Raw genomic sequence first — 25,919 nt, 5'->3', positions numbered from 1 at the left:
GGGGATTCACCGTGAAAAAAATGTTCTTATGCTCTTCATTCAAAGACAGTTATTCTCTCTTGTCTGACTTTGCAGGCGACACCTTAAAAGGAAAAAGTGTGACATTCATTCCGGTAGCCAGTGAAGTGGAAGAAGTCACGCACTATGTCGATGCAGCAAAAGAAGCCTTTCATCAATTAGAAATGCGTATAGAGACTGTTCAGCTGACCGGGCAAACAGTTCAAGAGATCACACAGATCATTAGGAAGAATGATGTCATGTATGTATCTGGCGGCAATACCTTTTATTTGCTGCAAGAATTAAGAAAGCACGGGCTCGATCGTGTATTGAAAGAAGAGATTGGCAAAGGCAAGCTGTATATCGGAGAATCTGCAGGGAGTATTATCATGGCGCCAAGCATTGAATACATCTCACTGATGGATGATCAGGAGAAAGCGCTAGAATTATCTTCCTTTGAAGGATTCGATGAGATCAACAGCTATCCGGTACCGCATATAAACAATCATTATTTAGGTGAAGCTGCGCAGCATATCATAGAGAAAGATCAAAATACGCTCTCTTTATGCCCGCTCACTGATGAACAAGTTTTACTTGTGACAGGCGAACAGACTGAGGTCAAGACGGTCTGAGTTGTTCCTTTCAGCGTGTAGACAAACCCTCGCATTCGGTGTCAGTCCTGCGCTTCGGTGCTCACGAATGTCAAATTCGCTCCGCGCCGATGCTCGTCCTTCCTAGGGCTGCAAAGGTTTTTGAAAAGAAGACAAAGGGCTAAAATAAAGTTCATTTTAACCCTTTGTTAACAATCTGAAAGGAACAGGAGCATATGCCCTGTTCCTTTTTTAATCTTGAAACACATCACTTGATAAATAACGTTCACCCGTGTCTGCTGTCATACAAATGACAATGTGATCCTTTGGCATTTGCTTGGCTGCTTCAATGGCTGCATAGCATGCCGCGCCAGATGATGGACCGACTAAAATACCTTCAAGACGGGCGAGCTTTCGTGTGATGTCGTAAGCATCTTCATCACTCACTTGCACAATCTCATCATACACCTGTTCGTTTAAAATATGTGGGATAAATCCTGGACTTGTGCCAACAAGCTTATGTTTGCCAGGTTTCCCGCCTGATAAAACAGGAGACCCCTTTGGCTCTGCTACATGTATCGTCAATTCCGGGAATGCTTTTTTGAGTTCCTCTCCAGTGCCTGTAATGGTTCCGCCAGTTCCAGCAGTTGCGACAAAAGCGGCAAGTGGTTGCCCAATCTGTTGCACTGCATCAATAATTTCTACAGCCGTTGTCCCTCTATGAGCATCGGGGTTCGCACCATTGTCAAATTGCATGGGAATAAAGCTGTTAGGAATTTGAGCAGCTAATTCTTCTGCCTTGCGAATACAGCCTGGCATTTTTTCCTCCCCCGGGGTTAAGACGACCTGTGCGCCGTATGCCTTTAAAATATTGATTCTTTCTTGGGTCATCGTATCAGGCATGATCAGAATGGCTTTGTAGCCTCTTGCAGCAGCGTTCATCGCTAAACCAATTCCTGTATTCCCGCTTGTTGGTTCAATAATCGTTGCCCCTTTTGTGAGCTTTCCTTGTTTTTCTGCCTCAAGGATCATATTGTAAGCAGCCCGATCTTTTACACTTCCGCTAGGATTAAATGATTCCAGTTTTAAATAAATAGCAGCGCCATGTTCTGGCTGAAGGCGCTGTAATTTCACAAGTGGTGTATGACCTATTAATTCAGCTATATTTTGTGCAACCTTCATCATGTGACACCCTTTCTTCTCATTCCGCATTACTTTAGTTATACTATCATCAATGGGGATTCGTAAAGTTTGTTAAAAAGGACAGGTGAAAATATGGCCGAAAGCCGTCATTATTTTATCGGGATTCCAATCCCTGAACAACTCGCGTATCAAATGAAAGCGGATATAGACAAGAGGAGCGGACTTTCCTTTCAAAAATGGACAGCACCCATTGATTATCATGTCACCCTTGTGTTTTTAGGTGCGATTCCAAAGGACCGTTTAAATAAGATTTCTGAGCTACTTGCACAGCTGTCTCCTGAGGTGTCTGCTTTCCCGCTGAAGCTGAATGAAGTAGGGATATTTGGCCAAAAGGAGCGGCCGAGAGTCTTTTTTGCAAAGCCTAGTGAAAGTAAGCCTTTGATGGATCTAAGAGAAAAAGTGAAAGCAGCCGTTTTGACAGCAGGTCATCCTGTCGAAAAGAGACTCTTTCATCCACATATGACGATTGCGCGCAAATGGAATAGGGAACAGTCCTATATAGAACAAGCACCCTTACGGAAAGTACCATATTCGATGGAGGTTTCTAGTATCGCTTTATTTGAAATTCGTCTAAAAGAAACCCCACGTTATCACGCGATCAAACAATTTACATTACATAAATGATTCTAGAGGTTGGAGTGAGCAGCAGATGGCGCAAATTATTAAAATCCAAGATTATATATCACGATATGAACAAGACCCACATCATTACATCAATCAGTTTATTCGGTTGAAAAAACAAAGATGGGACGAGTTAAAAAAGGCTTCCAAAGAGCAGGTGCAAAAGCAGGCTGACCAAGCCACCGAGCAAGCACCTGAACAAGAGGAAGAAAAGAGAAAGAAATTCTCCTTAAAAAGAAAGCAAAAAGAAGCCGATATGAAAAAGGAACGGGACCTGAGTCTTTTTAACGAGCCAACAGATATAGAACAAGGTGTTTTTACAAACGTTCCTACCGATGAAACGAAGCTGATTCACTTTTTTAAAGATCATCTTTACGATGTTCAGTTAAAATGGGCCAGCTCGACGATCTCTCATATTTCAACTGTCTCCCATCACATTCGCTATGATGAAAAGCTGCGGATGCTTGCAAGGCAGCTGCCAGATTCTTATTTTGTGATGTACAAGCCGGTGCTGCTCATTCAAAAAGCTGAGATGGAATTGTGTCCAGTGCTCATTACGCCGCTTGAAGTCATCTGTTTATCTTTCTTAGAAGCAGAGCCAGACAGCGTATATATTGGATCGAAGGAACGTTTTTGGGAAAAGCGGGCGACGGGAAAAGCTGTTCAATCCGTTTTAAACCCTTGCGCAAGCCTTCTTCGCTCTGGAACTGTTGTGTCAAAAATTTTACAGCAAAGTGGTGTGGAGCTTCCTGTGAAAAAAATCCTCATCAGCCGCACCTCGTATATTGATTTGCCCGAAGTTCCATTCGGGATGGAGGTTGTCGATAAGAAGAAAGCGGAGGATTGGTTTGAAAAGCAACGGAAAAACACCGCGCCGACAAAGCACCAGCAATTCAAAGCGACAAAGGCATTGCTTGCTTATGGTGAATCAGACAGCAAAAGAAGGCAGGAATGGCTCGATTAAAGGCATATCAAGGTCACCAAAAAATGAGACCTGAGTGGAGCTAATATATGAATGAATGGTACTTTATCGTCAATCCAGCAGCAGGACAAGGAAAAGGACTCCGCACTTGGAGAAGCATAGAGAAAGAATTACAAAAGGTAGAGATCTCCTACAGATCGTTTCTTACCCAGCATGAAGGACATGCCGAAGTTTTGGCGAGACAGATTAGCGCTATGCAAGACGACAGATTGAAACGGCTGATCGTCATTGGCGGTGACGGCACATTTCATGAAGTACTGAATGGTTTAAAAGAAATTGATCATGTGCAGCTAAGCTTTGTCCCAGCAGGTCATTGGAATGATGCTGCGAAGGGGCTGGGCATCCAGCGTCATGATGTGATCAAAGAAGTGAGAAAACAAAAGAGGATGCTGACGAAAACATTTTCTCTCGGTTCCTTTCAAGATCATGCAGAAAGTCCGCAATCTGTTCTTTTTCTCAATCATATTGGTGTTGGGTTTGATGCGCATGTCTTGAAGAGAACGGTCCATTTTAGAGGGAAAAAGTGGCTCAACCGACTCAAACTCGGGTTTATCATCTACCCGCTGTCTTTTCTACATTCGTTATGGTCATTCAAACCGTTTGACCTTGCTCTTTTTATTGAAAATGAGAGAAAAGTTTTTCGCCAAGTGTGGTTTGTGATCGTATGTAATCACCCTTACTATGGGGGCGGGCTGGAAGCAGCGCCGGAAGCGAGTGCGAGGCAATCAGGATTTCAAACGCTCGTTGTCACGGATTTGAATCCATTGAAAGTTCTCTTATTTTTAAGTGCAATGGTTTTTAAAAAGCACCTTGTAATGGAAGGAGTCACCCTTTTTCAGCATGAAGAAGCCTACTTGGAGGCAGATGAAAAAATTTTATTTCACGCCGATGGAGAAGTGATTGGCGCCACTCCAGTGTTTGTTAAGGCTAGTGAGCGATCGTTAAAATTACGTGGCTAAGAAGCAGCCAGTGTGCGCACGAGCAAAAGAAACATGAAAAAAGACTTCCTTTTTCATAAGGTTCTTGTCCTGATTTTCTAGTTTTGCTTGACGAGTATAAGAAGGTAGCGATAAAATCTAAAGGACGGCTATTGTTTAGCATCTCATTCTCAATAGCTGTCCTTTTTGTTTTTATGATCATATAAATAAAAAATAAACAGCCAATTGATCTCAATCGGCTGAATTTTGTCGACTAAAAAAGCATGATTTAAAATATTTTAAGAAATGATGGGTTGAAAATTGATATGAACTGGTTGGGACAAATATTAGGTAGCGAATGGCACATCTCTCCTGCTGGAGGCGCTACGGGAGATGCGTACTTCGCAACACACAATGACCAAAAGCTATTTTTAAAACGCAATACGTCACCGTTTCTTGCGGTTTTGTCAGCTGAAGGCATTGTGCCGAAGCTTGTCTGGACAAAACGAATGGAAAATGGGGATGTCATCACTGCACAGCACTGGCTGAGCGGCAGAGAGCTGAAGCCAAAGGACATGAATGACCGTCCTGTAGCGGAGCAGCTAAGAAAAATTCATACATCAAAAGAGCTGCTCGATATGCTGAAACGATTAGAAAAGCACTCGCTTGACCCGGCATCGATCTTGATGCATCTCAAGGCATCGATCTTAAAAGAGCAGATTGACTCACATGATATCACGCGTGCCATCCAGTATTTAGAGAAACATGTGGAGGCAGTTCATTTCGAGGATAAGGTCGTATGCCATTGTGACCTCAACCATAATAATTGGCTGCTGACAGATGAAAACCAGCTCTATTTAATTGATTGGGACGGGGCAATGATTGCGGATCCAGCGATTGATCTTGGACCGCTCTTATACCATTATGTTGAAGAAGAGAACTGGGAAAGCTGGCTCTCTATGTATGGTGCTCCGCTGACCGACAACTTGCGAAAACGCATGGCATGGTATGTGCTGGCTGAAACCGTCTCGTTTGTCGTTTGGCATAAAAGAAAAGGAAATGAAAAGGCGCAAAAAGAAGTGCAAGCCGAGCTACATGCACTCTTAAAACGGTTAAACATCCATTAAGACAGTGGAATGTTCTCGACCCAGTTAGATAGATGAGATTGATGCGCTTCGATATGTGCATCAATTGAACTGACAGAAGTGCCTTTGTGGCTGTAATCATAAATATCTGTTAGTAGCTGACGAACGTCAGCATCCAAATCTTCTTTTGCCAGCATTAATTGAATCACGCGTCCCACCTGTTCATATTCTGCAACAGTCCCGCAGCAATCCAGCTGGTGATCAGTTAAAATATCTTTGATTAATTGAAGCTGATGTTGGCGGTTTAATCCCATACGTATGCTCCTTTCAAGGCGTGTCATTTATGTGGTTAAACTGTGCATTCAGCTTTGATTTTATACATGAAGCAGACCAGCCCAATTAGCAGCTGGTCTTTTTCATATGTGCGGATAAGATGCTGTCTTGCGGCTCTTTATGTTTCATGGTATCTTGATAAAATGTAAAGAAAATAGAGGTGTATCAAATTGAGAATGCGACATAAACCGTGGGCGGATGATTACTTAGCTGAAAATGCTCATATTGCTTTAGCCACCCCTGAACAATACAAAGGGAAATGGCATGAGCTGTTTGAAAATGATCATCCTATCCATATCGAAGTCGGTACAGGAAAAGGGAGCTTTATTGCCGGAATGGGCAAGCTTCATCCTGAGATAAACTATATCGGCATTGAATTATTTAAAAGTGTCATTGTGACGGCAGTCGATAAAATCAAAGAAACAGATGTAGAAAACGTAAAGCTTCTAAACATCAACGCAGAGACACTAACAGATGTCTTTGCGGAAAATGAGATTGACCGGGTGTATTTGAACTTCTCTGATCCGTGGCCAAAATCAAGGCATGAAAAACGTAGGTTGACGTTTAAAGCCTTTTTAAAGCGATATGAACAGATCCTCCGTCCAGGCGGTGAATTACATTTCAAAACCGATAACCGCGGACTATTTGAATATTCCTTGAAAAGCTTTTCGTCTTACGGACTCCTTTTAACGTATGTGAGCCTTGATTTACATGAGGATGGTCTCGAAGGAAATGTCATGACAGAATATGAAGAGAAATTCTCTTCCATGGGACAACCGATCTATCGATCAGAAGTGAAATTCCCTGAATAACAAGCGAACAAAGCTGGCTGCAACGAACGATTGCGGTCAGCTTTTTTTTGATAAAAAGATTAGCACATGCGATTTTCCTTTGTATTTGCTACGATAGAAAAAGGAGGGATGACAGCAATGGAGACAATGAAAATAGGCGAAATGGAACTGTTCTGGTTAAATGGGGGAGATACACACATGGATGGCGGTGCCATGTTTGGCGTGGTGCCAAAGCCATTATGGTCAAAAAAATACCCTGTGAATGATCGAAATCAAATTGAATTACGGTGTGATCCAATGCTCATACGGTGGAACGGTCTTCATCTGTTAGTAGATTCCGGCATCGGGTCAGGGAAGCTGACAGAGAAACAAAAACGCAATTATGGCGTCACAGAGGAAACGAAAATAGAAGAATCACTTGCGGCTCTCGGTTTGCGCCCATCTGATATAGATTACGTCTTAATGACTCATTTGCATTTTGATCATGCAAGCGGGCTGACAAAACGTGAAGGCGATAAGCTCGTGTCTGTTTTTCAGCAGGCAAAAATCATCACGTCCAAAATTGAATGGGACGAAATGAGAGCGCCGAACATCCGCTCAAGAAATACATATTGGAAAGAAAACTGGGAGCCTGTTGCCGATCAAGTCATGACATTTGAAGATAGCATTGAAGTAACAGAAGGCATTCGCCTGCATCATACAGGTGGACATAGCGATGGGCATAGCATCTTAACGCTCACAAGTCAGGGAGAAACGGCTATTCATTTAGCGGATATCATGCCGACACACGCTCATAAAAACCCACTTTGGGTCTTGGCATACGATGATTATCCAATGACCTCGATCCAAGCGAAGCAAAAATGGCAGGCATTTGCCGAAGAAAACAATGCATGGTACTTGTTTTATCATGATGCCATCTACCGTGCTGTAAAGTGGGATGAAGACGGGGCAATGACCCATGAGGTCAAAAGAGAAACCGGAAGATAAAAGATCATCTGTATGTTTTTTCGCCTTTCACACAAAATAACGACAAAATGAACTTGTGAAAGGAAGAGTGCAGGTGAATCAATTTTATCGTGTACATGGTGATGTCATCGAGACACCGTTAAGAGGGATCGAAGTCATGTCTGTCCCTTATTTAAACAAAGGAGTCGCATTTACAAAGGAAGAGCGGGAAGAGCTTGGGTTAAAGGGATTTCTGCCGCCGAAGGTGTTAACACTAGAAGATCAAGCAAAGCGTGCATATGAACAGTTCAAAGCACAGCCAGACGCACTTGGGAAAAATGTCTATTTAACTGCGCTTCATGACAGAAATGAAGTGCTCTTTTATAAATTATTAAATGAGCATTTGGCAGAAATGCTGCCGATTGTTTACACACCGACCGTAGGAACAGCGATTCAGCGTTACAGCCACGAGTATAGAAAGCCAAGAGGAATTTATTTATCCATTGATGACCTAGAAGGAATGGAAGAAATTTTTGCATCTTACGGAGTGGATGAATCAATTGATCTCATTGTCGCAACAGATGCAGAAGGAATTTTAGGCATCGGCGACTGGGGTGTTGGCGGAATTGCCATTTCAGTCGGGAAGCTGGCTGTTTATACAGCCGCAGCAGGGATTGATCCTAGCCGTGTGCTGGCAGTGGTGCTTGATGCTGGGACCAACCAGGAAAGCCTTTTAAATGATCCGCTTTATGTGGGAAATCAGCACTCCCGCGTTCGAGGAGAGCGCTATGATCAGTTTATTGATCAATATGTTGAGCTTGCCCGTGCGACTTTTCCAAATGCACTTCTTCACTGGGAAGACTTCGGTACAAAAAATGCGCGCGCCATTTTGGAAAAATATAAGGACCGTATTTGTACATTTAATGATGATATTCAAGGAACTGGAGCCGTCTCACTTGCTGCCGTTCTGGCTTGTGCAAAAGCATCGAAGGTTCCGCTGAAAGATCACCGAATCGTGATCTTTGGAGCAGGTACAGCAGGGATTGGTATAGCCGAGCAAATTCGTGATGCGATCGTGCGAGACGGTGTCAAAGAAGAGGAATCATATGATCATTTCTGGTGTATTGATAAAACGGGATTGCTCACAGATGATTCACCCGACATTCAGCCATTTCAAAAGCCGTATGCAAGACGTTCTGATGAAGTGAAGGATTATGCACGTAATGGTCCAAAGCATTCAATTGATTTGTTAGAGGTCGTGAAGCAGGCGAAACCTACGATCTTAATTGGTACCTCAACTGTAGGTGGGGCATTTACAGAGGAAATTGTGAAAGAAATGGCGTCACATGTAGAGCGGCCAGCGATTTTACCGATGTCAAACCCGACACCTCTTTCAGAGGCAAAGCCGGAAGATCTCATTGAATGGACAGAAGGACGTGCGCTTGTCACAACGGGAAGCCCGTTTGATCCGGTTGAATATGGTGGTGTGACATATGAAATTGGGCAGGCAAATAATGCTCTTGTGTTTCCAGGGCTTGGTCTTGGAACGATTGTGTGTAAAGCCCGCCTCATGACAGACAGCATGTTTGTTGCGAGTGCTGAAGCGATTGCGAGCATGGTCAATGTCGGAAAACCGGGTGCTGCGATGCTTCCAAGTGTTGATCAGCTCAGAACAGTTTCAGCGACAGTGGCTGTCCGTGTGGCACAAGCAGCGATTGACGAAGGAATTGCGGAAGAAACCCCTGATGATCTCATTCAGGCTGTGCAAGACGCCATGTGGCACCCTGTATACAAAAAAATCAAAGCCATCTAGAAAAAGCTTCGCAAGGACTTGTCTTTGCGAAGCTTTCTTATTAAGCAACAGAATCAATGACATCAACGATCATGCCTGTTTTTGCATCAATCATGACTTCATACTGTTCCAGCTCGCCAAAGGCGGAGCGTGTAATGCCAGATTTGTACACATCAATCGTTTCACCATTTACGGTATACGGTTCTGGTACAGTATAAATCCAAGAGCCATCAATCGGGCCGCGCTGTTTAAAAGCAGATTTCACAATTTTTAACGCTTTTTCAGACGAGATATACGTAGGGAAAAAGACTTTCTTTGCAACAATTGCAGCGGCTACGCCTATACTCGCACCAATCAGAACATGTTTTAACTTCAACGTGCTGCACCTCCGTATTGCTGTTTTTTCCATTATACAAAACTTGTCCAGCGATGTTAAGAAATCCGAATACTTGAAAGCATATTCAAAATTTCTGGAGAGATACTTGGAAAACCGAAAGAATTCTTATAGTATAAAGTGAGTGTTATTTTTATAGGAATTTATATGGTCATTACATAGAAATGAGGGTAACTGTCAAATGAACGAAGAAACAATGTCGCTTTTCCGAAATTTAACAGAACTACAGGGAACTCCAGGTAATGAGCACCATGTGCGTGCTTTTATGAAAAAGGAACTTGAGAAATATTCCGATGAACTCATACAGGATCGTCTTGGCGGGGTGTTTGGTGTCCGCAAAGGCCCAGAGAACGCGCCGAAGATTATGGTGGCTGGTCATATGGATGAAGTCGGCTTTATGGTGTCATCCATTACGAAAAACGGAATGATTCGTTTTCAAACACTTGGCGGCTGGTGGAGTCAAGTGATGCTTGCGCAGCGTGTGGATGTTCATACGGATCACGGGCCAATTCCGGGCGTTGTATCGAGCACACCTCCTCACCTTCTGACACCAGAACAAAAAAGCAAACCAGTAAAACCGTCAGATATGCTGATTGATATTGGTGCAGACAGTGAAGAAGAAGCGAAAGAGCTTGGCGTTCGCCCAGGGCAGCAAATCGTTCCTGCAACGGTCTTTACCCCAATGGCCAATCCAAAAAAGATTTTAGCCAAAGCTTGGGATAACCGCTATGGGTGCGGACTTGCCATTGAATTATTGAAAGAATTAAAAGACGAAGCTCTTTCATGTCAGCTATATTCAGGCGCAACCGTCCAAGAGGAAGTAGGGCTCAGAGGGGCTGAGGTAGCTGCGAATATGATTCAGCCTGATCTGTTCTTTGCTCTAGATGCGAGTCCCGCAAATGATGTGACGGGAGACAAATCACAATTTGGCCAGCTTGGAAAAGGTGCACTTCTTCGTATTTATGATCGCACGATGATTACGCACCGAGGCATGAGAGAATTTGTCCTCGATACAGCCGAAACAAACAATATTCCATATCAATATTTCGTATCGCCAGGCGGTACGGATGCTGGACGTGTCCATATCTCAAATCAAGGTGTACCGTCTGCTGTTATTGGTGTATGTGCGCGTTACATTCATACAAGTCACTCTGTCTTGCATGTGGATGATTATGCAGCGGCAAAAGAATTAATTGTTCGTCTTGTGAAAAATTGTGATCAAAGCACGGTGGATTCGATGTATCAACAAGTGTAAACGATAAGAAAAAGGCTGCCTCTTTTAAGAGCACAGCCTTCAGCGTGTAGACAAATCCTCGCATTCTTTGTCAGTCCTGCGTGCGGGTGCTCACGAATGTCAAATTCGCTCCGCACCGGTACTCGACCTTCCTAGGGCTGCAAAGGTTTTCTATCACGCTGAAAAGAAGAAAAAGGGCTAAAATCAAGTTCATTTTAGCCCTTTTTCTTATTCTTGTTCAAACACGTATGACAACGCCTTAATTGCTTGATTCACTGTTTCGACAGTGATATTTGCTTTGTTTGATAGTTCCTTTAGTGGATGATGTAATTCTTTAGGACGAATCAAAATAAGGGGTTTTCCTTTGGCGATGGCAGAAGAAGCATCCATTGCCGTGTTCCACTGTTTATATTTCTCACCAAAGCGGGCGATGACAACGTCTGCCTTATTTAATAAGAGTTCGGTGCGGAAATTGTTCAAATCAGAAGCCGCATCGTCTTTCAAGATGGCATTTGGCTGCCCGCCTAAAATATCTTCTCCGATGTTATCTGATCGGTCATGATTCTCCATTGGACCAACAAACGTCACTGGTAGTTTCAAAGACTGGCTTTTTTCCTTAATCTCATCGCGCCACTGGCTATGAATTTCTCCAGCTAAATAAACCGTTAATTGCATAACAATCTCCTCCTTGTGCACAAACTTAGTAAAGGTTTGCCCTGTTTCTTTTCATGTTACACAAGAAGTGCTTGATAAAGCAAAAAAAATATGATTATGATATTCATGGTAGAGACTATTTTTCATCGTAAGAAGACTACATATAATGGGAAGGACAGGCCTCTTCGTCTTTCCTATGAGAAAGCAGGAAGACGACGTTGATGACTTATTTAAAAAGAAAGGGTATTTCCCTTTCGCCAAAGGTCTATTTTATTGATGCACTCTCTTATATGGCTTTAGGTCTATTTGCTACATTAGTGGTAGGGCTGATTTTAAAAACAGCAGGCGGCCTGTTATCATTTCCTCTCATCGTGGAAATGGGAACGCTCGCAATGGGGCTGATGGGACCAGCAATTGGCGTAGCGGTTGCTTATCGCTTAAACGCATCTCCATTAATTATTTTCGCAAGTGTTGTTTCAGGTGCTGCTGGAGCAGAGCTTGGGGGACCTGCTGGAAGCTTCGTGGCTGCTCTCATTGGTGTGGAATTAGGCAAACTGATCAGTGGTGAGACAAGAATTGATATTATTTTAACGCCGCTTGTGACCATTATCACAGGTTTTCTCACCGCTGCTTTCATCGGCCCTGGGATTCAGGCGGTGATGACAGGGCTCGGCAGGGTGATCGTATGGGGGACTGACCAAAGTCCACTCATCATGGGCATGCTGGTTGCAACCATTGTTGGGCTTGCTCTTAGCTCACCGATTTCAAGCGCTGCGCTTGCGCTGATGCTTGATTTAAGCGGTCTTGCTGCTGGTGCGGCAACGATTGGCTGCTGCGCTCAGATGGTCGGCTTTGCTGCTGCAGGATTTAGGGAAAATCGTTTTGGCGGTCTTGCTGCGGTAGGCATTGGAACATCAAAACTACAGCTGCCGAACATTGTGAAAAATCCGCTCATTCTCATTCCGCCGACGATTGCAGGACTGATTCTTGCGCCAATTGGTATCATTGGCTTTGGGATGGTCAATAATGCGGCAGGAGCGGGTATGGGAACGAGCGGACTTGTCGGCCAGCTCATGACTCTCACAGTCATGGGATTTCATCCTTCCGTTTTCCTCGCTATTGCTCTCTTGCATATCGTTGGCCCGGCAGTGATTAGTTTGGTAGTATCAGAATGGATGAGAAAGAAAGGCTATATACAATTCGGAGATTTAAGTATACAAACTGGAGGAATCAAACATGAAAAAAATTGAATCAAACGAAGAATTACAAAAAGTGATTCAAGAAGACTTAACAGTATTACTATTTTCAGCTGACTGGTGCCCGGACTGCACATTTATTGAGCCGTTTTTGCCAGAGCTTGAAGCAAACTATCCAGAATTTGAATACTTCTATGTGGATAGAGATCAGTTCATCGACACTTGTGCAGAGTGGGAAATTTACGGAATTCCAAGCTTTTTAGTCTTTAAAAACGGACAAGAGATCAACCGTTTTGTCAGCAAAGATCGTAAGACAAAGGAAGAGATTGAAGCATTTTTAACAGATTCTCTTTCTAAATAACGAAAGGAGAGTCTTATCATGGCGAAAATGACATCAAGACAGCTTGCCAATCAATTGAAAAGCCGTCTGACGAACGACAGCTGGACCCACCAGTTTGACAGGGAAAAAGATACACTTCGTGTGGAAGATAAACATACAGGAAAGGGCATCACGCTTGAGCTCCCGCCGATTATTGCAAAGTGGGAAGTAAAGCCTGATGAAACACTGGATGAGATCGTTTATTATGTGAAAGAGGCGCTCAGCGCTATGAAAGGTGAAGCGCAGCACATCTCAGGCAAAGAAAAGCACATTTATCCGGTCATTCGTTCAACGTCCTTTCCAGAAACATCAAGTGATAAGATTCCGCTCGTTTTTGATAAGCATACAGCAGAGACAAGAATCTACTATGCACTTGACCTTGGAAGCACCTACAGATTAATTGACGAGAAGATGCTGCAAAAGGAAAACTGGACAAAAGAACGAATCAGAGAAACCGCAAGTTTTAACGTCCGTTCACTAAAGACTGTCGTGAAAATGGATGAAGTGGCGGGCAACCGTTTTTATTTCTTCCGTGCAAACGACGGGTACGATGCAAGCAGAATATTAAATGAATCGATTTTACAAGAATACGCGCAAAAAGTAGAGGGGCAAATGGCCATTTCCGTTCCCCATCAAGATGTGTTCATCATTGCAGATGTACGCAATGAATCAGGCTATGATATTTTAGGGCAAATGTCGATGAGCTTCTTCGCCAGCGGCACGGTTCCGATTACGGCCTTGTCATTTTTATATGACGAAGGTAAGCTTGAACCGATCTTTATTCTTGCAAAAAGCAGACCAAAACAGCAGTAGAAGGGAATTTTGAAGAATGAACGTTTTTTATAATGCAGAAGGTGTCGGCGACACACTCCTTATTTCATTGAAAGATGTAACAAGAGAAGAAGTAGGTCATGAAACGTTTGGAGATGTCGTAAGAATCTTCAATCAAGACACAAAAGAAACAACAGGTTTTAATATTTTCAATGCATCTACTTACATGAAAATTGAAGAAAACGGATCTGTACCGCTTTCTGAAACGCTTGTTCAAGATATCAATGAAATTTTGAACCGCAACGGTGTCAGTGAAACATTAACAGCTGATCTATCACCTAAGTTTGTGGTCGGTTATGTGAAGGAAAAAGAAAAACATCCGAATGCAGATAAACTGAACATTTGCCAAGTAGATGTTGGCGATGAAACCTTACAAATCGTGTGCGGTGCACCAAACGTTGATCAAGGTCAATATGTTGTGGTTGCAAAGGTCGGTGCTGTGATGCCAAGCGGTTTGGTGATCAAAGATGCTGAACTAAGAGGTGTTCCTTCAAGCGGAATGATTTGTTCTGCAAAAGAATTAGATCTTCCGAATGCGCCTGCTGAAAAAGGAATCCTTGTTCTAGAAGGAAGCCGCCAAGCTGGCGAACCATTTGAAGCGTAACCTCCCATAAACGGGTACAAATGAGCGAAGAATGTGTTATACCAAAAGTCACTAAGTACGTACTTAGTGACTTTTTTTCATCTACAGACAGCATGAACAGCAAAGTGTAGCACTTTTCTCGCTTTTCTGCATGAAAAAGCAATGGTATACTAAAAATCGCCCAAGAAAACGTAAGGGGAGTTAAAGTGAGTGATAAATGATGAGTTGGTTAGATAAATTTTTTAGTGTATTTTTAGGAGAAGAAAAAAAAGAAGAAAAAGCTGAGAGGCCTGAAACAGGTCCGATTGCACCAAAGCAGCCAGCTGTTGAACAGCATAAAGAATATAAAAAAGTTGAAGATACGAAAGTGTATTATGAATATCCAAAAGGCAATTTCCGCTTTCCTCTCGTTCCAGATGAACCTGCACGTGAGGCAGCAAAGCAGCAAGAAAGAAGGCGCACGCGGCCAAGTCAGCCAAAGGCAAAGCAGACGACCTATCAGCCAAAACAAACGGTGCAGCCTGATCTCAATAAAAAGCCTTTTAAACCAGAGCAAATCCCTTCACCCATCTATGGCTACCACCAGGATATGCGTCCAAAACATGCAGCAGCCAAAGAAGACACATCTTCTGTCAAAATGAAATCGGCAGAAGAAACGTCACAGCGTGTCACACTGTTATCAGAAGAAGCAGAGCGTGAACGGAATGTAAGACAGCAAATGAACATCCCGTCTATACGAAAAGAACAACGGTTGGAAGACATGATGTCAGCCCAAACAGAAGAACAAGTACAGAAGCAACCTGTCACGACGCCGCTTACTTTGCAAGAGGAACTCGCTTATCAAGATCACGTTCAATCAACGATGGAACGTTTATATGACGAGCCTTTCAGTGAGACAGAGGATCAAGATCAAGCTTTGTCACAGACCAAAGACGATCGGGAAGCATTCTTACATATGGAGCAAGCTGAAGCATCTAACGAGCCTCTAGAGATGGAGCAAGAACAGGCAGTCACCGTTGAACAAGAAGAGCCGATGATTCCGCTTGAAGATGATGCTGAGAAAAAAGAGAGCTTTACATTTGAAACAGCTTTAAGCGCATCACCAGCACTCGACATGGAGATAGAAAGCCCGGTAGAAGAAACTGCGGTGCTGGAAGAGAATGAAGTAGAGGCTATGGGGGAAACAACAGAGGCTGCATGGATAGAAGAAAGTAAAGCAGACGTGTCAACGGCAGCATTTGAACAAGAAGAACCGTTGATCATACAAGATTCGCAAGATGATGATTCTCTGCCGGAAGAAAAATTAACAGATGATGAAGTCATGCCAGTTGAAGAAGCTTCAGATGAATTTGCTGACTCTGGACAAGCAGAGATCGCCGGGGATATGGCAGAAGAGCTTGAGGAAACACCTAAAGAAACGCCTGAAATAAAACGTGAAGAACCAAAACCGTCTTCTCCACAGCCAAAGCGCTCAAGCGGTCAAACCTCCACCGTTCCTTTTAACGTCATGATGTTAAAAAGTGATCAGCGCGTGCAAGGACAGAAGAAAACGGCAGATGCACAAGGATATGTATTTCCGAGTTTAGCCCTTCTAGACGTTCCGCCAGCACAAAAAGAAGAGGACGGAACATGGGTGAAAGAACGGGCAGAACTGCTCAATGCCACTCTGAAAAACTTCAATGTCAGAGCAAGTGTTGTTCATGTGACGCAAGGTCCTTCTGTTACAAGATTTGAAGTGCATCCTGAACCAGGCGTGAAAGTGAACAAAATTACAAACCTGTCAGATGATATCAAACTCAGTTTGTCTGCAAAAGATATTCGAATCGAAGCGCCGATTCCTGGGAAGAACACGATTGGAATCGAAGTGCCGAACCTTCACAGTAAAATGGTTTTCTTGAGAGAAATGATCAGAAGCAGTGCCTTTAGAGACAATCCATCTCCATTAACGGCGGCGCTCGGATTGGATATTTCCGGTCAGCCCGTTGTGGTTGATTTGCAAAAAATGCCGCACGGCTTAATTGCCGGAGCAACAGGTTCAGGGAAAAGTGTCTGTATTAATACCATTCTCGTAAGCCTGATGTTTAAAGCCTCACCTGATGAAGTGAAAATGCTGTTAATCGACCCTAAAATGGTTGAACTGGCGCCGTATAATCACATTCCGCATCTTGTGAGCCCAGTCATTACCGATGCCAAGACAGCGACAGCCGCCTTGAAATGGGTAGTAGATGAAATGGAAAGACGCTATGAACTGTTTGCACACTCTGGTGTGAGAGAAATCAAACGATTTAACGAACTGGTGAAAGAAAAACAAATGGGTGAAAAACTGCCATATCTCGTCGTTGTCATTGATGAGCTGGCTGATTTAATGATGGTCGCACCAAATGAAGTCGAAGAAAGCATTTGCCGAATTGCCCAAAAAGCAAGAGCATGCGGGATTCACTTACTCATTGCGACGCAAAGACCTTCTGTTGATGTCATTACAGGTCTCATTAAAGCAAACATCCCAACAAGAATTGCTTTCTCTGTTTCAAGCCAAGTGGATTCAAGAACCATTATTGATATGGCAGGTGCTGAAAAGCTTCTCGGAAAAGGAGACATGCTGTTCTTAGAAAATGGCTCTGGCAAACCGACAAGACTACAAGGGAACTTTGTATCAGATCGAGAGATTGATGAAGTGGTAGCGCATGTGAGAAAACAGCGCAAACCTGTGTTCCTTTTTGAACAGGAAGAATTGATGCTCCAAGGCTCTGCCATTACAGACGAAGATGAATTGTTTATGGACGCATGCAGATTCGCCATCGAGCAAAATAGTGCAAGTACATCCAGTTTGCAAAGAAGATTTAGAATTGGCTACAATCGAGCAGCGAGATTGATTGATATGATGGAACGTGAAGGGATGATCTCTGGGGCAAAAGGTAGTAAGCCAAGAGAGGTCCTCATGACACTGAGTGACTTAGAACAATTGATCTAAACAAACCACTTCATTTTTTTGATAAACATGGTATGATAGCACATAGGTGCAATTTTTGAATTGGACGCTTTTCGCATGCCTGTCTGAACGCTTTTTAATGAAAATGAGCGAAAGCAGGTGTTAGAAATGGGAAAGTTGTCGGATACTAATCATAGTTAATATTGATTAGAATAGGAAGATCGGAAAAAAATCTTTATTTGGAGCTGCGATTTGTGATCAGCTAGAGACAAAAATCACAAGTTGCAAATTGAAATGAGCGTCATATACTGTAAGTCAGATAGACGTTTGTTGGAGGTACAATTATGACTGTTTATCATTTTGTTGGAATAAAAGGGACAGGTATGAGTCCACTGGCCCAAATTCTTCATGATACTGGGTATACTGTCCAAGGATCGGATATCGAAAAACATATCTTTACACAAAAAGCATTAGAAGAACGAAATATTAAAATTCTTCCATTTGACCCAGATAATATTCAGCCAGGGATGACGGTGATTGCAGGAAATGCATTCCCAGATACACACCCTGAGATTGAGCGTGCTCTTTCTGAAGGGATTCCTGTCATTCGTTATCATAAATTTCTTGGAGAATACATGGATTCATTCACAAACGTTGCAATTACTGGTGCCCATGGTAAAACATCGACAACAGGTCTACTTGCACATGTGATGCAAGCGGCAAAACCAACTTCCTACTTAATCGGTGATGGATCTGGAATGGGGAAAGAAAACAGCGAGTATTTTGTATTTGAAGCGTGCGAATACCGCAGACATTTCCTCAGCTACCATCCAGACTATGCGATCATGACCAATATTGATTTTGATCACCCTGATTATTTCACGGATATTGATGACGTGTTTGATGCGTTTCAAAACATGGCACTTCAAGTGAAAAAAGCCATCATCGCTTGCGGTGATGACGAGCATCTTCTCAAGATCCAAGCAAAAGTACCTGTTGTGTACTACGGATTCAATGAAGAAAATGATTTCCAAGCACGAAATGTTGTGAAAAACACAGAAGGCACCACATTTGATGTATTTGTACGTAATACGTTTTATGATACCTTCTACATTCCTGCTTACGGAAACCACAATGTCCTTAACTCATTAGCGGTCATTGCATTATGCCACTATGAGGCCATTGATGTAGAGCTCATCAAAGGTGCTTTAACGACATTTGGCGGTGTGAAACGACGCTTTAATGAAAAAGTAGTCGGTGAACAAGTCTTAATTGACGATTATGCGCACCATCCGACTGAAATTGAAGTCACGATCGAAGCAGCTCGCCAGAAGTATCCAGACCGTGATATTGTAGCAGTCTTCCAGCCGCACACTTTCACTCGTACACAGCAATTTTTAAGTGAATTTGCAGACAGTCTGAAAAAAGCGGACTATGTGTACCTTTGTGATATTTTCGGTTCAGCTCGTGAAAACATTGGGAAACTAAGCATTGAAGATTTGCGGGAAAAAATTCCGCAAGCCCAATTGATTGAAGAAGAAGAGACATCTGTGCTGAAAGCACATGAAAATGCGATCTTGGTCTTTATGGGAGCAGGAGATATTCAAAAGTATCTTCGTGCTTATGAGAAAGTCGCAGTATAATTGCCTGTCAAAAAGTGCCGATTCAATCGGCACTTTTTTATTTTGAATAAAATGTGACAAAGGGGCTAAATGTGACAAGATGTGCCGCTTTTTTTCGTTCGCTGTGGACAGGAATTGGCGAATAAGTGTAGAATTATTATTCAATCGGTCATTCTAGGCGATGTTTGAATGATACAACGAGAGGGTATTGAATTGAATATGCCCGCAGCAAAGGAGGTATCAGATGATTATTATTCTCTATTTAAGCGTTGCACTCATCGCAATCGCTTTCCTCATTCTTGTCATCTACTTGTCCAAAACATTGAAATCCTTACAGCTGACATTAAAGAATGTCGCATCAACTTTAGAAGGTCTTGAAGGACAGATGCAAGGCATCACCACAGAGACAGCACAGTTGCTACATAAGACCAATCAGCTTGCTGAAGATATTCAAGACAAATCGGCAAAACTTAACACAGTTGTGGATGCGGTGCAGGGAATTGGTGGCTCGATCAACCAATTTAATACAAGCATAAAGCAGGCAGCTGGTGCGGTTTCTTCATCCGTTGAACGAAATCAAGAGAAAGTCACGGATGTGGTAAGCTGGAGTAACGCAGCACTTGAAATCTATAAAAAATGGAAACAGCGTAAACAACAATAACCAACCATTTTCGCATAGGAGGAATAATCATGAGCAAAGACGGAATCAATAGCAAAGACTTTTTGATCGGAACACTTATCGGTGGCATTATCGGTGCAACAACGGCATTATTTTTAGCACCAAAGTCAGGGAAAGAGCTTCGCGATGATTTGAACACCCAAGCGAATGCCCTAAAAGAGAAAACAGATCGTCTCACAACAGATGCAAAGGAAAAAGGCACTGAATATGTGACGATTGCGAAAGACAAAACATCTGAATTGTCTCAGCTCGTAGCAGAGCAGTCAAACCAGATTTTAGACAAAGTAAAAGACATAAAAGATCGTACAGCTGGAAAAGCTAAACAAGTAAAAAGCGAAGCAGAAGATGCTGCAGCAAATATTGCAAATGAAGCTTCAGATGTAGCAGATGAAGCAAAAGTAAGAGCACAAGAAGCAAAAGCAGACATTGAAGACGGCATCAAAGATGTCAAAGCAAAAGTAGAACAATCTACGAAAGGCTAACTCGCTGCTTAAGTTAGGAAGGAGCACATCATGTCTAAACAACTCATAGAAACAGAAGAACAGTTTGATCAACTAACGAATCAAGACGGAACCTTTGTCTTTTTTAAGCACAGTTTGACATGTCCAATCAGCCAAGCTGCTTTTCAAGAGTTTGAAGCGTTTGCGTCAGAACATGAGGATGTTCCTGCTTATTTCTTGCAAATTCAAAACACAAGAGAGCTTTCATCCTATGTGACTGAAAAGTCAGGGATCAAGCACGAAAGCCCGCAGGCACTCATCTTTAGCGGTGGCAAAGTAAAGTGGCATGCTTCTCACTCAAGCATTACAAAAGAAGCGCTTGAACATAACATGTAGAAAAACGTCAGCGATTGCTGACGTTTTTTTTATAAAAAAGGTTTACTTGCATCAAAAGTATGCTATAATCTTACACATAATACTTTATCGCTTAAAAGCGTTTGGGTAATAAAGAATTTTTTCGTGACAATTCCGAAATCTTTGTTTATAATAAACCCTATTATAAGAGATCAAAAATAAAAAGCGAGAGCGGGCAGAGGAAAGGATGACAAAAATGAGCAACAATGAATTGGAACAATTGAGACAGCAAGCAGATGAACTAAATCTTCAAATCTTAAAACTGATCAATGAAAGAGGAAACATTGTAAAAGAAATTGGAAAGGCAAAAGAAGCGCAAGGTGTCAACCGTTATGACCCTGTCAGAGAGCGCACAATGCTTAATCAAATTCTTGAAGAAAATGATGGCCCATTTGAAAATTCAACGATTCAACATATTTTCAAAGAAATTTTCAAAGCAGGTTTAGAGCTTCAAGAAGATGACCACAGCAAAGCACTTCTTGTTTCTCGTAAGAAAAAACCTGAAAATACAATTGTAAATATCAATGGAGAAGCGATCGGTGACGGAAAACAACGTTTCATCGTTGGACCATGTGCCGTTGAAAGCTACGAGCAAGTTGCAGAAGTAGCGGCAGCAGCGAAACAGCAGGGACTAAAACTTCTTCGTGGCGGCGCATTTAAGCCTCGCACAAGTCCATACGACTTCCAAGGACTTGGCGTAGACGGTCTAAAAATTCTAAAACGTGTAGCAGATGAATACGGTCTTGCAGTTATTAGTGAAATTGTGAATCCTGCTCATATTGAAGAAGCGATTGAGCATATCGATGTCATCCAAATTGGAGCACGTAACATGCAGAACTTCGAGCTTTTAAAAGAAGCTGGATCAGTGAACAAACCAGTTCTTTTAAAACGCGGTTTAGCAGCAACAATTTCAGAATTCATCAATGCAGCTGAATACATCATCGCACAAGGAAATGACCAAATCATCCTTTGCGAGCGAGGCATCCGCACTTACGAAACAGCCACAAGAAATACACTAGATATCTCGGCTGTGCCAATCTTGAAACAAGAGACACATTTACCAGTCTTTGTTGACGTGACACACTCAACAGGACGTAGAGATCTACTTCTTCCAACGGCTAAAGCAGCTCTTGCGATCGGAGCAGACGGTGTGATGGCAGAAGTACATCCAGATCCATCTGTTGCCCTATCTGATTCAGCGCAGCAAATGGACATTCCACAATTCGAAAAATGGTTAGATGCGTTAAGACCACTTGTCAACATTCACGCATAATCATAAATAGAAAAGCCGCCGGATGACAGCCCGGCGGTTTTTCTCATGAAAAAATACGATAAGACTGGCAATGAAAGGAAGAAAACACATTGCAAGCTTAAAACACGCTTGTTCACAATGTTTTCATTTTTAAAATTTGATAGAATCTGCTAAGATCATTGTCATAGCTGACGTTCACGACGACTTTTGGTGAAATATGATTCAATTTACAGGTAACAAGCTCATTAAAGTTTGTTTAATTTAGTTATAAAAAGAAAGGGAACGTTTTCATATGATGAAAAAACGTGTATAATTTCATAAAAGAAGGTCATTTTGATGTAGATTGAAAAATTATGTGTCTCTTTTCATCGTTTTAATGACAAATAGGATATTATTTTCCTCGTATCTGACATGTCTCTATCCAATTGGTGAATGCTATAGATATGAAGTGTATTTGAAGGAGTGATTTATGTGAATAATGTTACAATATATGATGTAGCAAGAGAAGCAAACGTAAGTATGGCAACGGTATCACGCGTTGTTAATGGTAATCCAAACGTAAAACCAACAACAAGAAAAAAGGTGCTTGAAGCAATTGATCGTCTCGGCTACCGTCCGAACGCAGTCGCACGAGGCCTTGCAAGTAAAAAGACCACAACAGTTGGGGTCATCATCCCTGATATTTCAAGTATCTTCTATTCAGAGCTTGCACGAGGAATTGAAGATATTGCGACGATGTACAAGTACAACATTATTTTGAGCAACTCAGACCAAAATACTGATAAAGAACTTCATTTGTTAAACACAATGCTTGGCAAACAAGTAGATGGAATCGTTTTTATGGGCGGAAACATTACAGATGTGCATGTGGAAGAATTTAAGCGCTCTCCTGTACCAATTGTACTTGCAGCATCTGTTGAAGAGCAGGCACAAACACCATCAGTCAACATTAACTATGAACAAGCCATTTATGATTCAGTTCAGCTATTAGTTGAAAAAGGACATAAACGAATTGCGTTTGTATCTGGACCAATGTCAGAACCAATTAACTCTATGAGAAAGCTTGCTGGTTATAAGCGTGCGCTTGAAGAAGCTGGTATCGTATTTGACGAAGCGCTTGTTGCTGAAGGAGACTACTCATATGACTCTGGTATTGAAGCGCTCGCTAATCTGCTTGATCAATCTGACAAGCCGACGGCTGTGATTGCAGCTACTGACGAAATGGCGCTAGGTGTCATTCATGGAGCGCAGGACAGAGGCGTATCAATTCCTGAAGATTTAGAAGTGATTGGTTTTGATAACACAAGACTATCCCTCATGGTGCGCCCTCAATTGACAACAGTTGTTCAGCCGACTTACGATATTGGCGCTGTTGCGATGAGACTTTTGACAAAGCTCATGAACAAAGAACAAGTAGAAGATCAAATTGTTGAATTGCCACATAGAATCGAAGAAAGACAATCGACGAAATAAAAAAGAAAGCAGGCTCACTTGATCAGTGGACGCCTGCTTTTTTTATGCCTTTTTCTTTTCTCGTCGAACAGGCATGAGTGCTTTTTCTACCGTTTGTGCATTTTTTTCTGTAATTTCTGCTCTTCTTGGAATCGGTGGATATAAATCGTCAGGATCTAGCCATGTGGATGGAAGCGGAACAGGCGATTGTTTTTCCCATGCCCGAATCCATTCCTGAGGAAGTGCATCTGGTGGTGTGATGCCTTTCATCTCAAGCCAAATGCGGCTCCATGCTCTTGGGACGACACGCCAAATATCATAGCCGCCTCCGCCCACAGCGATCCATTTTCCATCACAATATTGATGCGCCAGCTCATGGGCAATTCTAGGAATTTCCTCATATATTTTCATGGTAGCAGATAAATGCGTCAAAGGGTCATAATAGTGGGCATCTGCTCCATTTTGCGTCAAAATGACATCTGGTTTAAAAAAAGCAGCAATCTCTGTCACTGCTGTTCGATAGGCTTCTAAAAATGATTCGTCTTCTGTAAATGCGTCAAGCGGGATATTATATGCATAGCCATAGCCTTTATCATGGCCCCTTTCCTGTACTTGTCCAGTTCCAGGGAACAAATAGCGCCCTGTTTCATGAATGGAAACAGTACATACCTCTGGATCATCATAGAAGCTAAACTGTACACCATCGCCATGATGAGCATCTGTATCAATATATAAAATTCTAGCGCCATATGTCTTTTGAATATACTGAATGGCCACAGAGCTGTCATTATAAATACAAAAGCCAGAAGCACGCCCTTTAAATCCATGGTGAAGCCCGCCGCCAAGATTGAGCGAATGCTGCGAATGTCCAAGCATCACTTGATCAACCGCTGTTAATGTCCCGCCAACTAGGAGAGAAGCTGCCTCATGCATCCCTGCAAACATCGGAGTATCCTCAGTGCCAAGACCATAACGTTCCCCCTCTGCGGTGGACAGCTTTCCTTCACTTGCCCGCTGTACTGCTTGAATGTAGTCTGCTGTATGGACAAGCTTTAATTCCTCCAACGTCGCCATACGAGGTGCGACAATCTCATCATCCGTTAACGCCTTCATTTTTTGAAGAAGATCATAAGTTAAGTAGACACGAAGCTGATTGAAGGGATGATCTTGGTGAAACTGGTACGTTTGAAAAGATGGTGAAAAAACAAAGGTCGCTTCCTTCATTTGATCGTCTGCTCCATAGGCCAGAGCACTTTATAGCCTTTTGCACGAATCAGCTTCATCACATGATCTGCATGCATCGTTTGAAGGCGGAAGACGAGCACTTTAGAGGCTTCATTGGCATGTGGGTACACGAGTACACTCAGCATTTGAATATGCTGCTCTTTTAAAATGGCCGTAATGTCTGCAAGACCCTCTGTCACTTGCGCTACTTCAACCTCTAAATGTGATCCAGGCTGATCTGCACCTGTTAGTCTTACAAACGTACGAAGTAAATCTGTTTTTGTGATGATCCCTACAAGCTTGCCACGTCTCACAACGGGAAGACAGCCAATTCCGTGTTCAAAAAAGACACTTGAAATCTCCTCAACGAAATCAAGCGGATGAGCGGTAATCGTCTCTAGCACCATGATGTCTTCAACCGGCCGCTGAATAAAAAGCTGCCTTTTCTCTGTTTCAAAAATACTTGGACTGGCATTTTTAATATCCCGATCTGTCACCATCCCAATGACAGATCCCTGCTCAGATACGATGGGAATATGCCGAATGTGATGTGCACTCATTTTTTGAATGGCTTCTTCAATCGTATCGGTTTTGCGCAGCGTGATCACATCACGCTCCATAATTTGTTCAATCATCATGTTTACCAATCCCCTTTGCCAAAAAAACGAATTGAACGTTAATACATAAAGCGCTGATGGAAGCGAAGACGATCGAAACGCTCGATTGAATCTGGACTCACATGTTTTCCGATCCGTGCCATTAAACAATTGGCTGGATGTGAGCTAATCTCTGGCTCGTCTGTTGCAAACCAGACAAGACCGCCTGCGTTCATCATTTTCTCCATCATTTTGCGGTACTCCCACACGTTTTTCTTTGTCCCCTTTAAATCCCAATGCCAGTAATATTCAGTTGTAATGATAATGTAATTCTCCATTTGCTCATCCATCATGCTCACATCCAGTAAATGCTTGCCAAGTGAGCAGCCTCTGAATGGAGGAGCGACTTCAATGGCACCGAGCTCAATTAAATTGTCCATGTTGCCTTCTGACCAGCGTTCAAGCGGATCAGGGTACAAATACGTGACATAGCCTACGACAAGCTCATCCACCCTAGCAATGATAATACGTCCTTCAGGAAGATCTGCTATTTCAACAAGTGCTTGTTTCTGTTCCTCAGGCGTGCGAAATGCTGTTAGTCCTTCATGAAACGTATATTTCGCCAGCTCTGATGCAGGTACCGGTCCTTCAATCAGGATGGAACCTGTTTCTCGCTCAATGGTTTTTGAATAATAAGTTTTAGGATGCTCCACGTATCCACCGCCTCAAATTCTAGTGAGTCGTCTCTATTCTATCTTAAATCTTGCAATAATTAAAACGGTTT

The 25,919-nt window shown here is 42.6% G+C and carries 27 protein-coding genes; 20 read left to right on the top strand and 7 right to left on the bottom strand.

From position 1 onward, the window contains the following. Positions 1 to 11: 11 nt before the first annotated feature. A complete protein-coding gene (locus LCD32_RS13155) occupies positions 12 to 629 on the top strand; it encodes a Type 1 glutamine amidotransferase-like domain-containing protein (protein ID WP_224563957.1) in 618 nt (205 codons plus the stop codon). A 210-nt stretch (positions 630 to 839) separates the two neighbouring features. Here LCD32_RS13155 and cysK read toward each other — a convergent pair whose 3' ends face one another. Further along, positions 840 to 1,769 (bottom strand): cysteine synthase A, encoded by a 930-nt coding sequence (gene cysK, locus LCD32_RS13150; protein WP_024719291.1) that lies wholly within the window; start codon positions 1,767 to 1,769, stop codon positions 840 to 842. A gap of 69 nt (positions 1,770 to 1,838) precedes the next feature. Here cysK and thpR point away from each other — a divergent pair, with 69 nt between their 5' ends. The 4 genes from thpR (at position 1,839) to LCD32_RS13130 (ending at position 5,437) form a co-directional block, all read left to right on the top strand. Continuing rightward, positions 1,839 to 2,414, top strand: coding sequence for an RNA 2',3'-cyclic phosphodiesterase (thpR, locus tag LCD32_RS13145; protein ID WP_224563954.1), 576 nt, complete (start codon positions 1,839 to 1,841; stop codon positions 2,412 to 2,414). Between the two features lie 25 nt (positions 2,415 to 2,439). Further along, a complete protein-coding gene (locus tag LCD32_RS13140) occupies positions 2,440 to 3,375 on the top strand; it encodes a hypothetical protein (RefSeq protein WP_008343036.1) in 936 nt (311 codons plus the stop codon). A 47-nt stretch (positions 3,376 to 3,422) separates the two neighbouring features. Next, the gene (locus LCD32_RS13135; RefSeq protein ID WP_017367869.1) at positions 3,423 to 4,352 is read left to right on the top strand and encodes a YegS/Rv2252/BmrU family lipid kinase; all 930 of its coding nucleotides are present in this window, start codon (positions 3,423 to 3,425) and stop codon (positions 4,350 to 4,352) included. 284 nt (positions 4,353 to 4,636) lie between these two features. After that, positions 4,637 to 5,437 carry a phosphotransferase family protein gene (locus tag LCD32_RS13130; protein ID WP_025207816.1) on the top strand — a complete coding sequence of 267 codons (801 nt, stop codon included), beginning with the start codon at positions 4,637 to 4,639 and terminating at the stop codon, positions 5,435 to 5,437. Here LCD32_RS13130 and LCD32_RS13125 read toward each other — a convergent pair. Further along, the gene (locus LCD32_RS13125) at positions 5,434 to 5,709 is read right to left on the bottom strand and encodes a YtzH-like family protein (RefSeq protein ID WP_224563950.1); all 276 of its coding nucleotides are present in this window, start codon (positions 5,707 to 5,709) and stop codon (positions 5,434 to 5,436) included. The genes LCD32_RS13130 and LCD32_RS13125 overlap by 4 nt on opposite strands. Positions 5,710 to 5,898: 189 nt before the next feature. Here LCD32_RS13125 and trmB point away from each other — a divergent pair, with 189 nt between their 5' ends. From trmB to LCD32_RS13110, 3 genes are all read left to right on the top strand, one after another. Further along, the gene (gene trmB / locus LCD32_RS13120; protein ID WP_046526510.1) at positions 5,899 to 6,540 is read left to right on the top strand and encodes a tRNA (guanosine(46)-N7)-methyltransferase TrmB; all 642 of its coding nucleotides are present in this window, start codon (positions 5,899 to 5,901) and stop codon (positions 6,538 to 6,540) included. A gap of 117 nt (positions 6,541 to 6,657) precedes the next feature. Then, positions 6,658 to 7,506 carry a YtnP family quorum-quenching lactonase gene (locus tag LCD32_RS13115; protein WP_046526509.1) on the top strand — a complete coding sequence of 283 codons (849 nt, stop codon included), beginning with the start codon at positions 6,658 to 6,660 and terminating at the stop codon, positions 7,504 to 7,506. Positions 7,507 to 7,579: 73 nt separating this feature from the next. Next, entirely contained in the window at positions 7,580 to 9,277 is a 1,698-nt protein-coding gene (locus LCD32_RS13110) for an NAD-dependent malic enzyme (RefSeq protein WP_035391093.1), read from the top strand. A gap of 40 nt (positions 9,278 to 9,317) precedes the next feature. On the opposite strand, the gene LCD32_RS13105 is transcribed toward LCD32_RS13110, so the two are convergent. After that, the gene (locus tag LCD32_RS13105) at positions 9,318 to 9,632 is read right to left on the bottom strand and encodes a PepSY domain-containing protein (protein ID WP_003217759.1); all 315 of its coding nucleotides are present in this window, start codon (positions 9,630 to 9,632) and stop codon (positions 9,318 to 9,320) included. A 199-nt stretch (positions 9,633 to 9,831) separates the two neighbouring features. Here LCD32_RS13105 and LCD32_RS13100 point away from each other — a divergent pair, with 199 nt between their 5' ends. After that, the gene (locus LCD32_RS13100; RefSeq protein ID WP_224563947.1) at positions 9,832 to 10,905 is read left to right on the top strand and encodes a M42 family metallopeptidase; all 1,074 of its coding nucleotides are present in this window, start codon (positions 9,832 to 9,834) and stop codon (positions 10,903 to 10,905) included. Positions 10,906 to 11,112: 207 nt separating this feature from the next. On the opposite strand, the gene LCD32_RS13095 is transcribed toward LCD32_RS13100, so the two are convergent. Then, on the bottom strand, positions 11,113 to 11,559 hold the full coding sequence (locus LCD32_RS13095) for a YtoQ family protein (protein ID WP_007501817.1): 447 nt from the start codon (positions 11,557 to 11,559) through the stop codon (positions 11,113 to 11,115). A gap of 200 nt (positions 11,560 to 11,759) precedes the next feature. On the opposite strand from LCD32_RS13095, the gene LCD32_RS13090 reads away from it, so the two are divergent. From LCD32_RS13090 to ccpA, 11 genes are all read left to right on the top strand, one after another. Then, positions 11,760 to 12,788 (top strand): PTS transporter subunit IIC, encoded by a 1,029-nt coding sequence (locus LCD32_RS13090; RefSeq protein WP_017358320.1) that lies wholly within the window; start codon positions 11,760 to 11,762, stop codon positions 12,786 to 12,788. Continuing rightward, entirely contained in the window at positions 12,775 to 13,095 is a 321-nt protein-coding gene (locus LCD32_RS13085; RefSeq protein WP_003217665.1) for a thioredoxin family protein, read from the top strand. Before LCD32_RS13090 ends, LCD32_RS13085 begins: the two co-directional genes overlap by 14 nt. Positions 13,096 to 13,113: 18 nt before the next feature. Beyond that, the gene (locus tag LCD32_RS13080) at positions 13,114 to 13,926 is read left to right on the top strand and encodes a DUF1444 domain-containing protein (RefSeq protein ID WP_224563944.1); all 813 of its coding nucleotides are present in this window, start codon (positions 13,114 to 13,116) and stop codon (positions 13,924 to 13,926) included. A 16-nt stretch (positions 13,927 to 13,942) separates the two neighbouring features. Beyond that, positions 13,943 to 14,548: a YtpR family tRNA-binding protein gene (ytpR, locus tag LCD32_RS13075; protein WP_017358318.1), complete on the top strand. Its 606-nt coding sequence runs from the start codon at positions 13,943 to 13,945 to the stop codon at positions 14,546 to 14,548. A gap of 196 nt (positions 14,549 to 14,744) precedes the next feature. Next, positions 14,745 to 17,498: a DNA translocase FtsK gene (locus tag LCD32_RS13070; protein ID WP_318010838.1), complete on the top strand. Its 2,754-nt coding sequence runs from the start codon at positions 14,745 to 14,747 to the stop codon at positions 17,496 to 17,498. Between the two features lie 302 nt (positions 17,499 to 17,800). After that, positions 17,801 to 19,099 (top strand): UDP-N-acetylmuramate--L-alanine ligase, encoded by a 1,299-nt coding sequence (murC, locus tag LCD32_RS13065; RefSeq protein WP_008343047.1) that lies wholly within the window; start codon positions 17,801 to 17,803, stop codon positions 19,097 to 19,099. 223 nt (positions 19,100 to 19,322) lie between these two features. Next, positions 19,323 to 19,739, top strand: coding sequence for a DUF948 domain-containing protein (locus LCD32_RS13060; protein WP_017367864.1), 417 nt, complete (start codon positions 19,323 to 19,325; stop codon positions 19,737 to 19,739). A 29-nt stretch (positions 19,740 to 19,768) separates the two neighbouring features. Further along, the gene (locus LCD32_RS13055) at positions 19,769 to 20,239 is read left to right on the top strand and encodes a YtxH domain-containing protein (RefSeq protein ID WP_017358316.1); all 471 of its coding nucleotides are present in this window, start codon (positions 19,769 to 19,771) and stop codon (positions 20,237 to 20,239) included. A gap of 30 nt (positions 20,240 to 20,269) precedes the next feature. Next, positions 20,270 to 20,593 carry a bacillithiol system redox-active protein YtxJ gene (gene ytxJ / locus LCD32_RS13050; protein WP_007501805.1) on the top strand — a complete coding sequence of 108 codons (324 nt, stop codon included), beginning with the start codon at positions 20,270 to 20,272 and terminating at the stop codon, positions 20,591 to 20,593. Between the two features lie 214 nt (positions 20,594 to 20,807). Continuing rightward, complete coding sequence (locus tag LCD32_RS13045) at positions 20,808 to 21,884, top strand: bifunctional 3-deoxy-7-phosphoheptulonate synthase/chorismate mutase (protein WP_017358315.1); 1,077 nt, start codon at positions 20,808 to 20,810, stop codon at positions 21,882 to 21,884. Between the two features lie 450 nt (positions 21,885 to 22,334). Beyond that, on the top strand, positions 22,335 to 23,336 hold the full coding sequence (gene ccpA / locus LCD32_RS13040) for a catabolite control protein A (RefSeq protein WP_035702055.1): 1,002 nt from the start codon (positions 22,335 to 22,337) through the stop codon (positions 23,334 to 23,336). A 42-nt stretch (positions 23,337 to 23,378) separates the two neighbouring features. Here the strand turns inward: ccpA and LCD32_RS13035 are convergent, their stop codons facing one another. Genes LCD32_RS13035 through LCD32_RS13025 form a run of 3 tightly spaced genes read right to left on the bottom strand, consistent with a single transcriptional unit; the run spans position 23,379 to position 25,848 of the window. Next, positions 23,379 to 24,539, bottom strand: a complete 1,161-nt coding sequence (locus LCD32_RS13035; protein WP_224563938.1) for an acetoin utilization protein AcuC — start codon at positions 24,537 to 24,539, stop codon at positions 23,379 to 23,381. After that, positions 24,536 to 25,177: a CBS and ACT domain-containing protein gene (locus LCD32_RS13030; protein ID WP_041092583.1), complete on the bottom strand. Its 642-nt coding sequence runs from the start codon at positions 25,175 to 25,177 to the stop codon at positions 24,536 to 24,538. Before LCD32_RS13030 ends, LCD32_RS13035 begins: the two co-directional genes overlap by 4 nt. A 38-nt stretch (positions 25,178 to 25,215) precedes the next feature. Continuing rightward, positions 25,216 to 25,848 (bottom strand): GNAT family N-acetyltransferase, encoded by a 633-nt coding sequence (locus tag LCD32_RS13025; protein WP_056705495.1) that lies wholly within the window; start codon positions 25,846 to 25,848, stop codon positions 25,216 to 25,218. Between the last annotated feature and the right edge of the window lie 71 nt (positions 25,849 to 25,919).

This window comes from Bacillus sp. RSS_NA_20 (genome assembly GCF_020165915.1).
Classification (GTDB): domain Bacteria; phylum Bacillota; class Bacilli; order Bacillales; family Bacillaceae; genus Bacillus; species Bacillus altitudinis.
The sequence above is the reverse complement of the archived record's forward strand: the minus strand, read 5'-3'. Positions and strand labels throughout refer to the sequence as shown.

What these genes read in the sequence shown, in the direction of transcription:
- LCD32_RS13140 (WP_008343036.1), top strand. Translation starts at nt 2,440, where the DNA reads ATGGCGCAAATTATTAAAATCCAAGATTATATATCACGATATGAACAA.
- LCD32_RS13100 (WP_224563947.1), top strand. Translation starts at nt 9,832, where the DNA reads ATGAACGAAGAAACAATGTCGCTTTTCCGAAATTTAACAGAACTACAG.
- LCD32_RS13080 (WP_224563944.1), top strand. Translation starts at nt 13,114, where the DNA reads ATGGCGAAAATGACATCAAGACAGCTTGCCAATCAATTGAAAAGCCGT.
- LCD32_RS13085 (WP_003217665.1), top strand. Translation starts at nt 12,775, where the DNA reads ATGAAAAAAATTGAATCAAACGAAGAATTACAAAAAGTGATTCAAGAA.
- LCD32_RS13115 (WP_046526509.1), top strand. Translation starts at nt 6,658, where the DNA reads ATGGAGACAATGAAAATAGGCGAAATGGAACTGTTCTGGTTAAATGGG.
- LCD32_RS13135 (WP_017367869.1), top strand. Translation starts at nt 3,423, where the DNA reads ATGAATGAATGGTACTTTATCGTCAATCCAGCAGCAGGACAAGGAAAA.
- LCD32_RS13125 (WP_224563950.1), bottom strand. Translation starts at nt 5,709, where the DNA reads ATGGGATTAAACCGCCAACATCAGCTTCAATTAATCAAAGATATTTTA.
- cysK (WP_024719291.1), bottom strand. Translation starts at nt 1,769, where the DNA reads ATGAAGGTTGCACAAAATATAGCTGAATTAATAGGTCATACACCACTT.
- LCD32_RS13070 (WP_318010838.1), top strand. Translation starts at nt 14,745, where the DNA reads ATGATGAGTTGGTTAGATAAATTTTTTAGTGTATTTTTAGGAGAAGAA.
- LCD32_RS13035 (WP_224563938.1), bottom strand. Translation starts at nt 24,539, where the DNA reads ATGAAGGAAGCGACCTTTGTTTTTTCACCATCTTTTCAAACGTACCAG.
- murC (WP_008343047.1), top strand. Translation starts at nt 17,801, where the DNA reads ATGACTGTTTATCATTTTGTTGGAATAAAAGGGACAGGTATGAGTCCA.
- LCD32_RS13055 (WP_017358316.1), top strand. Translation starts at nt 19,769, where the DNA reads ATGAGCAAAGACGGAATCAATAGCAAAGACTTTTTGATCGGAACACTT.
- LCD32_RS13090 (WP_017358320.1), top strand. Translation starts at nt 11,760, where the DNA reads ATGACTTATTTAAAAAGAAAGGGTATTTCCCTTTCGCCAAAGGTCTAT.
- LCD32_RS13130 (WP_025207816.1), top strand. Translation starts at nt 4,637, where the DNA reads ATGAACTGGTTGGGACAAATATTAGGTAGCGAATGGCACATCTCTCCT.
- ytpR (WP_017358318.1), top strand. Translation starts at nt 13,943, where the DNA reads ATGAACGTTTTTTATAATGCAGAAGGTGTCGGCGACACACTCCTTATT.
- LCD32_RS13060 (WP_017367864.1), top strand. Translation starts at nt 19,323, where the DNA reads ATGATTATTATTCTCTATTTAAGCGTTGCACTCATCGCAATCGCTTTC.
- LCD32_RS13045 (WP_017358315.1), top strand. Translation starts at nt 20,808, where the DNA reads ATGAGCAACAATGAATTGGAACAATTGAGACAGCAAGCAGATGAACTA.
- ytxJ (WP_007501805.1), top strand. Translation starts at nt 20,270, where the DNA reads ATGTCTAAACAACTCATAGAAACAGAAGAACAGTTTGATCAACTAACG.
- LCD32_RS13095 (WP_007501817.1), bottom strand. Translation starts at nt 11,559, where the DNA reads ATGCAATTAACGGTTTATTTAGCTGGAGAAATTCATAGCCAGTGGCGC.
- LCD32_RS13030 (WP_041092583.1), bottom strand. Translation starts at nt 25,177, where the DNA reads ATGATGATTGAACAAATTATGGAGCGTGATGTGATCACGCTGCGCAAA.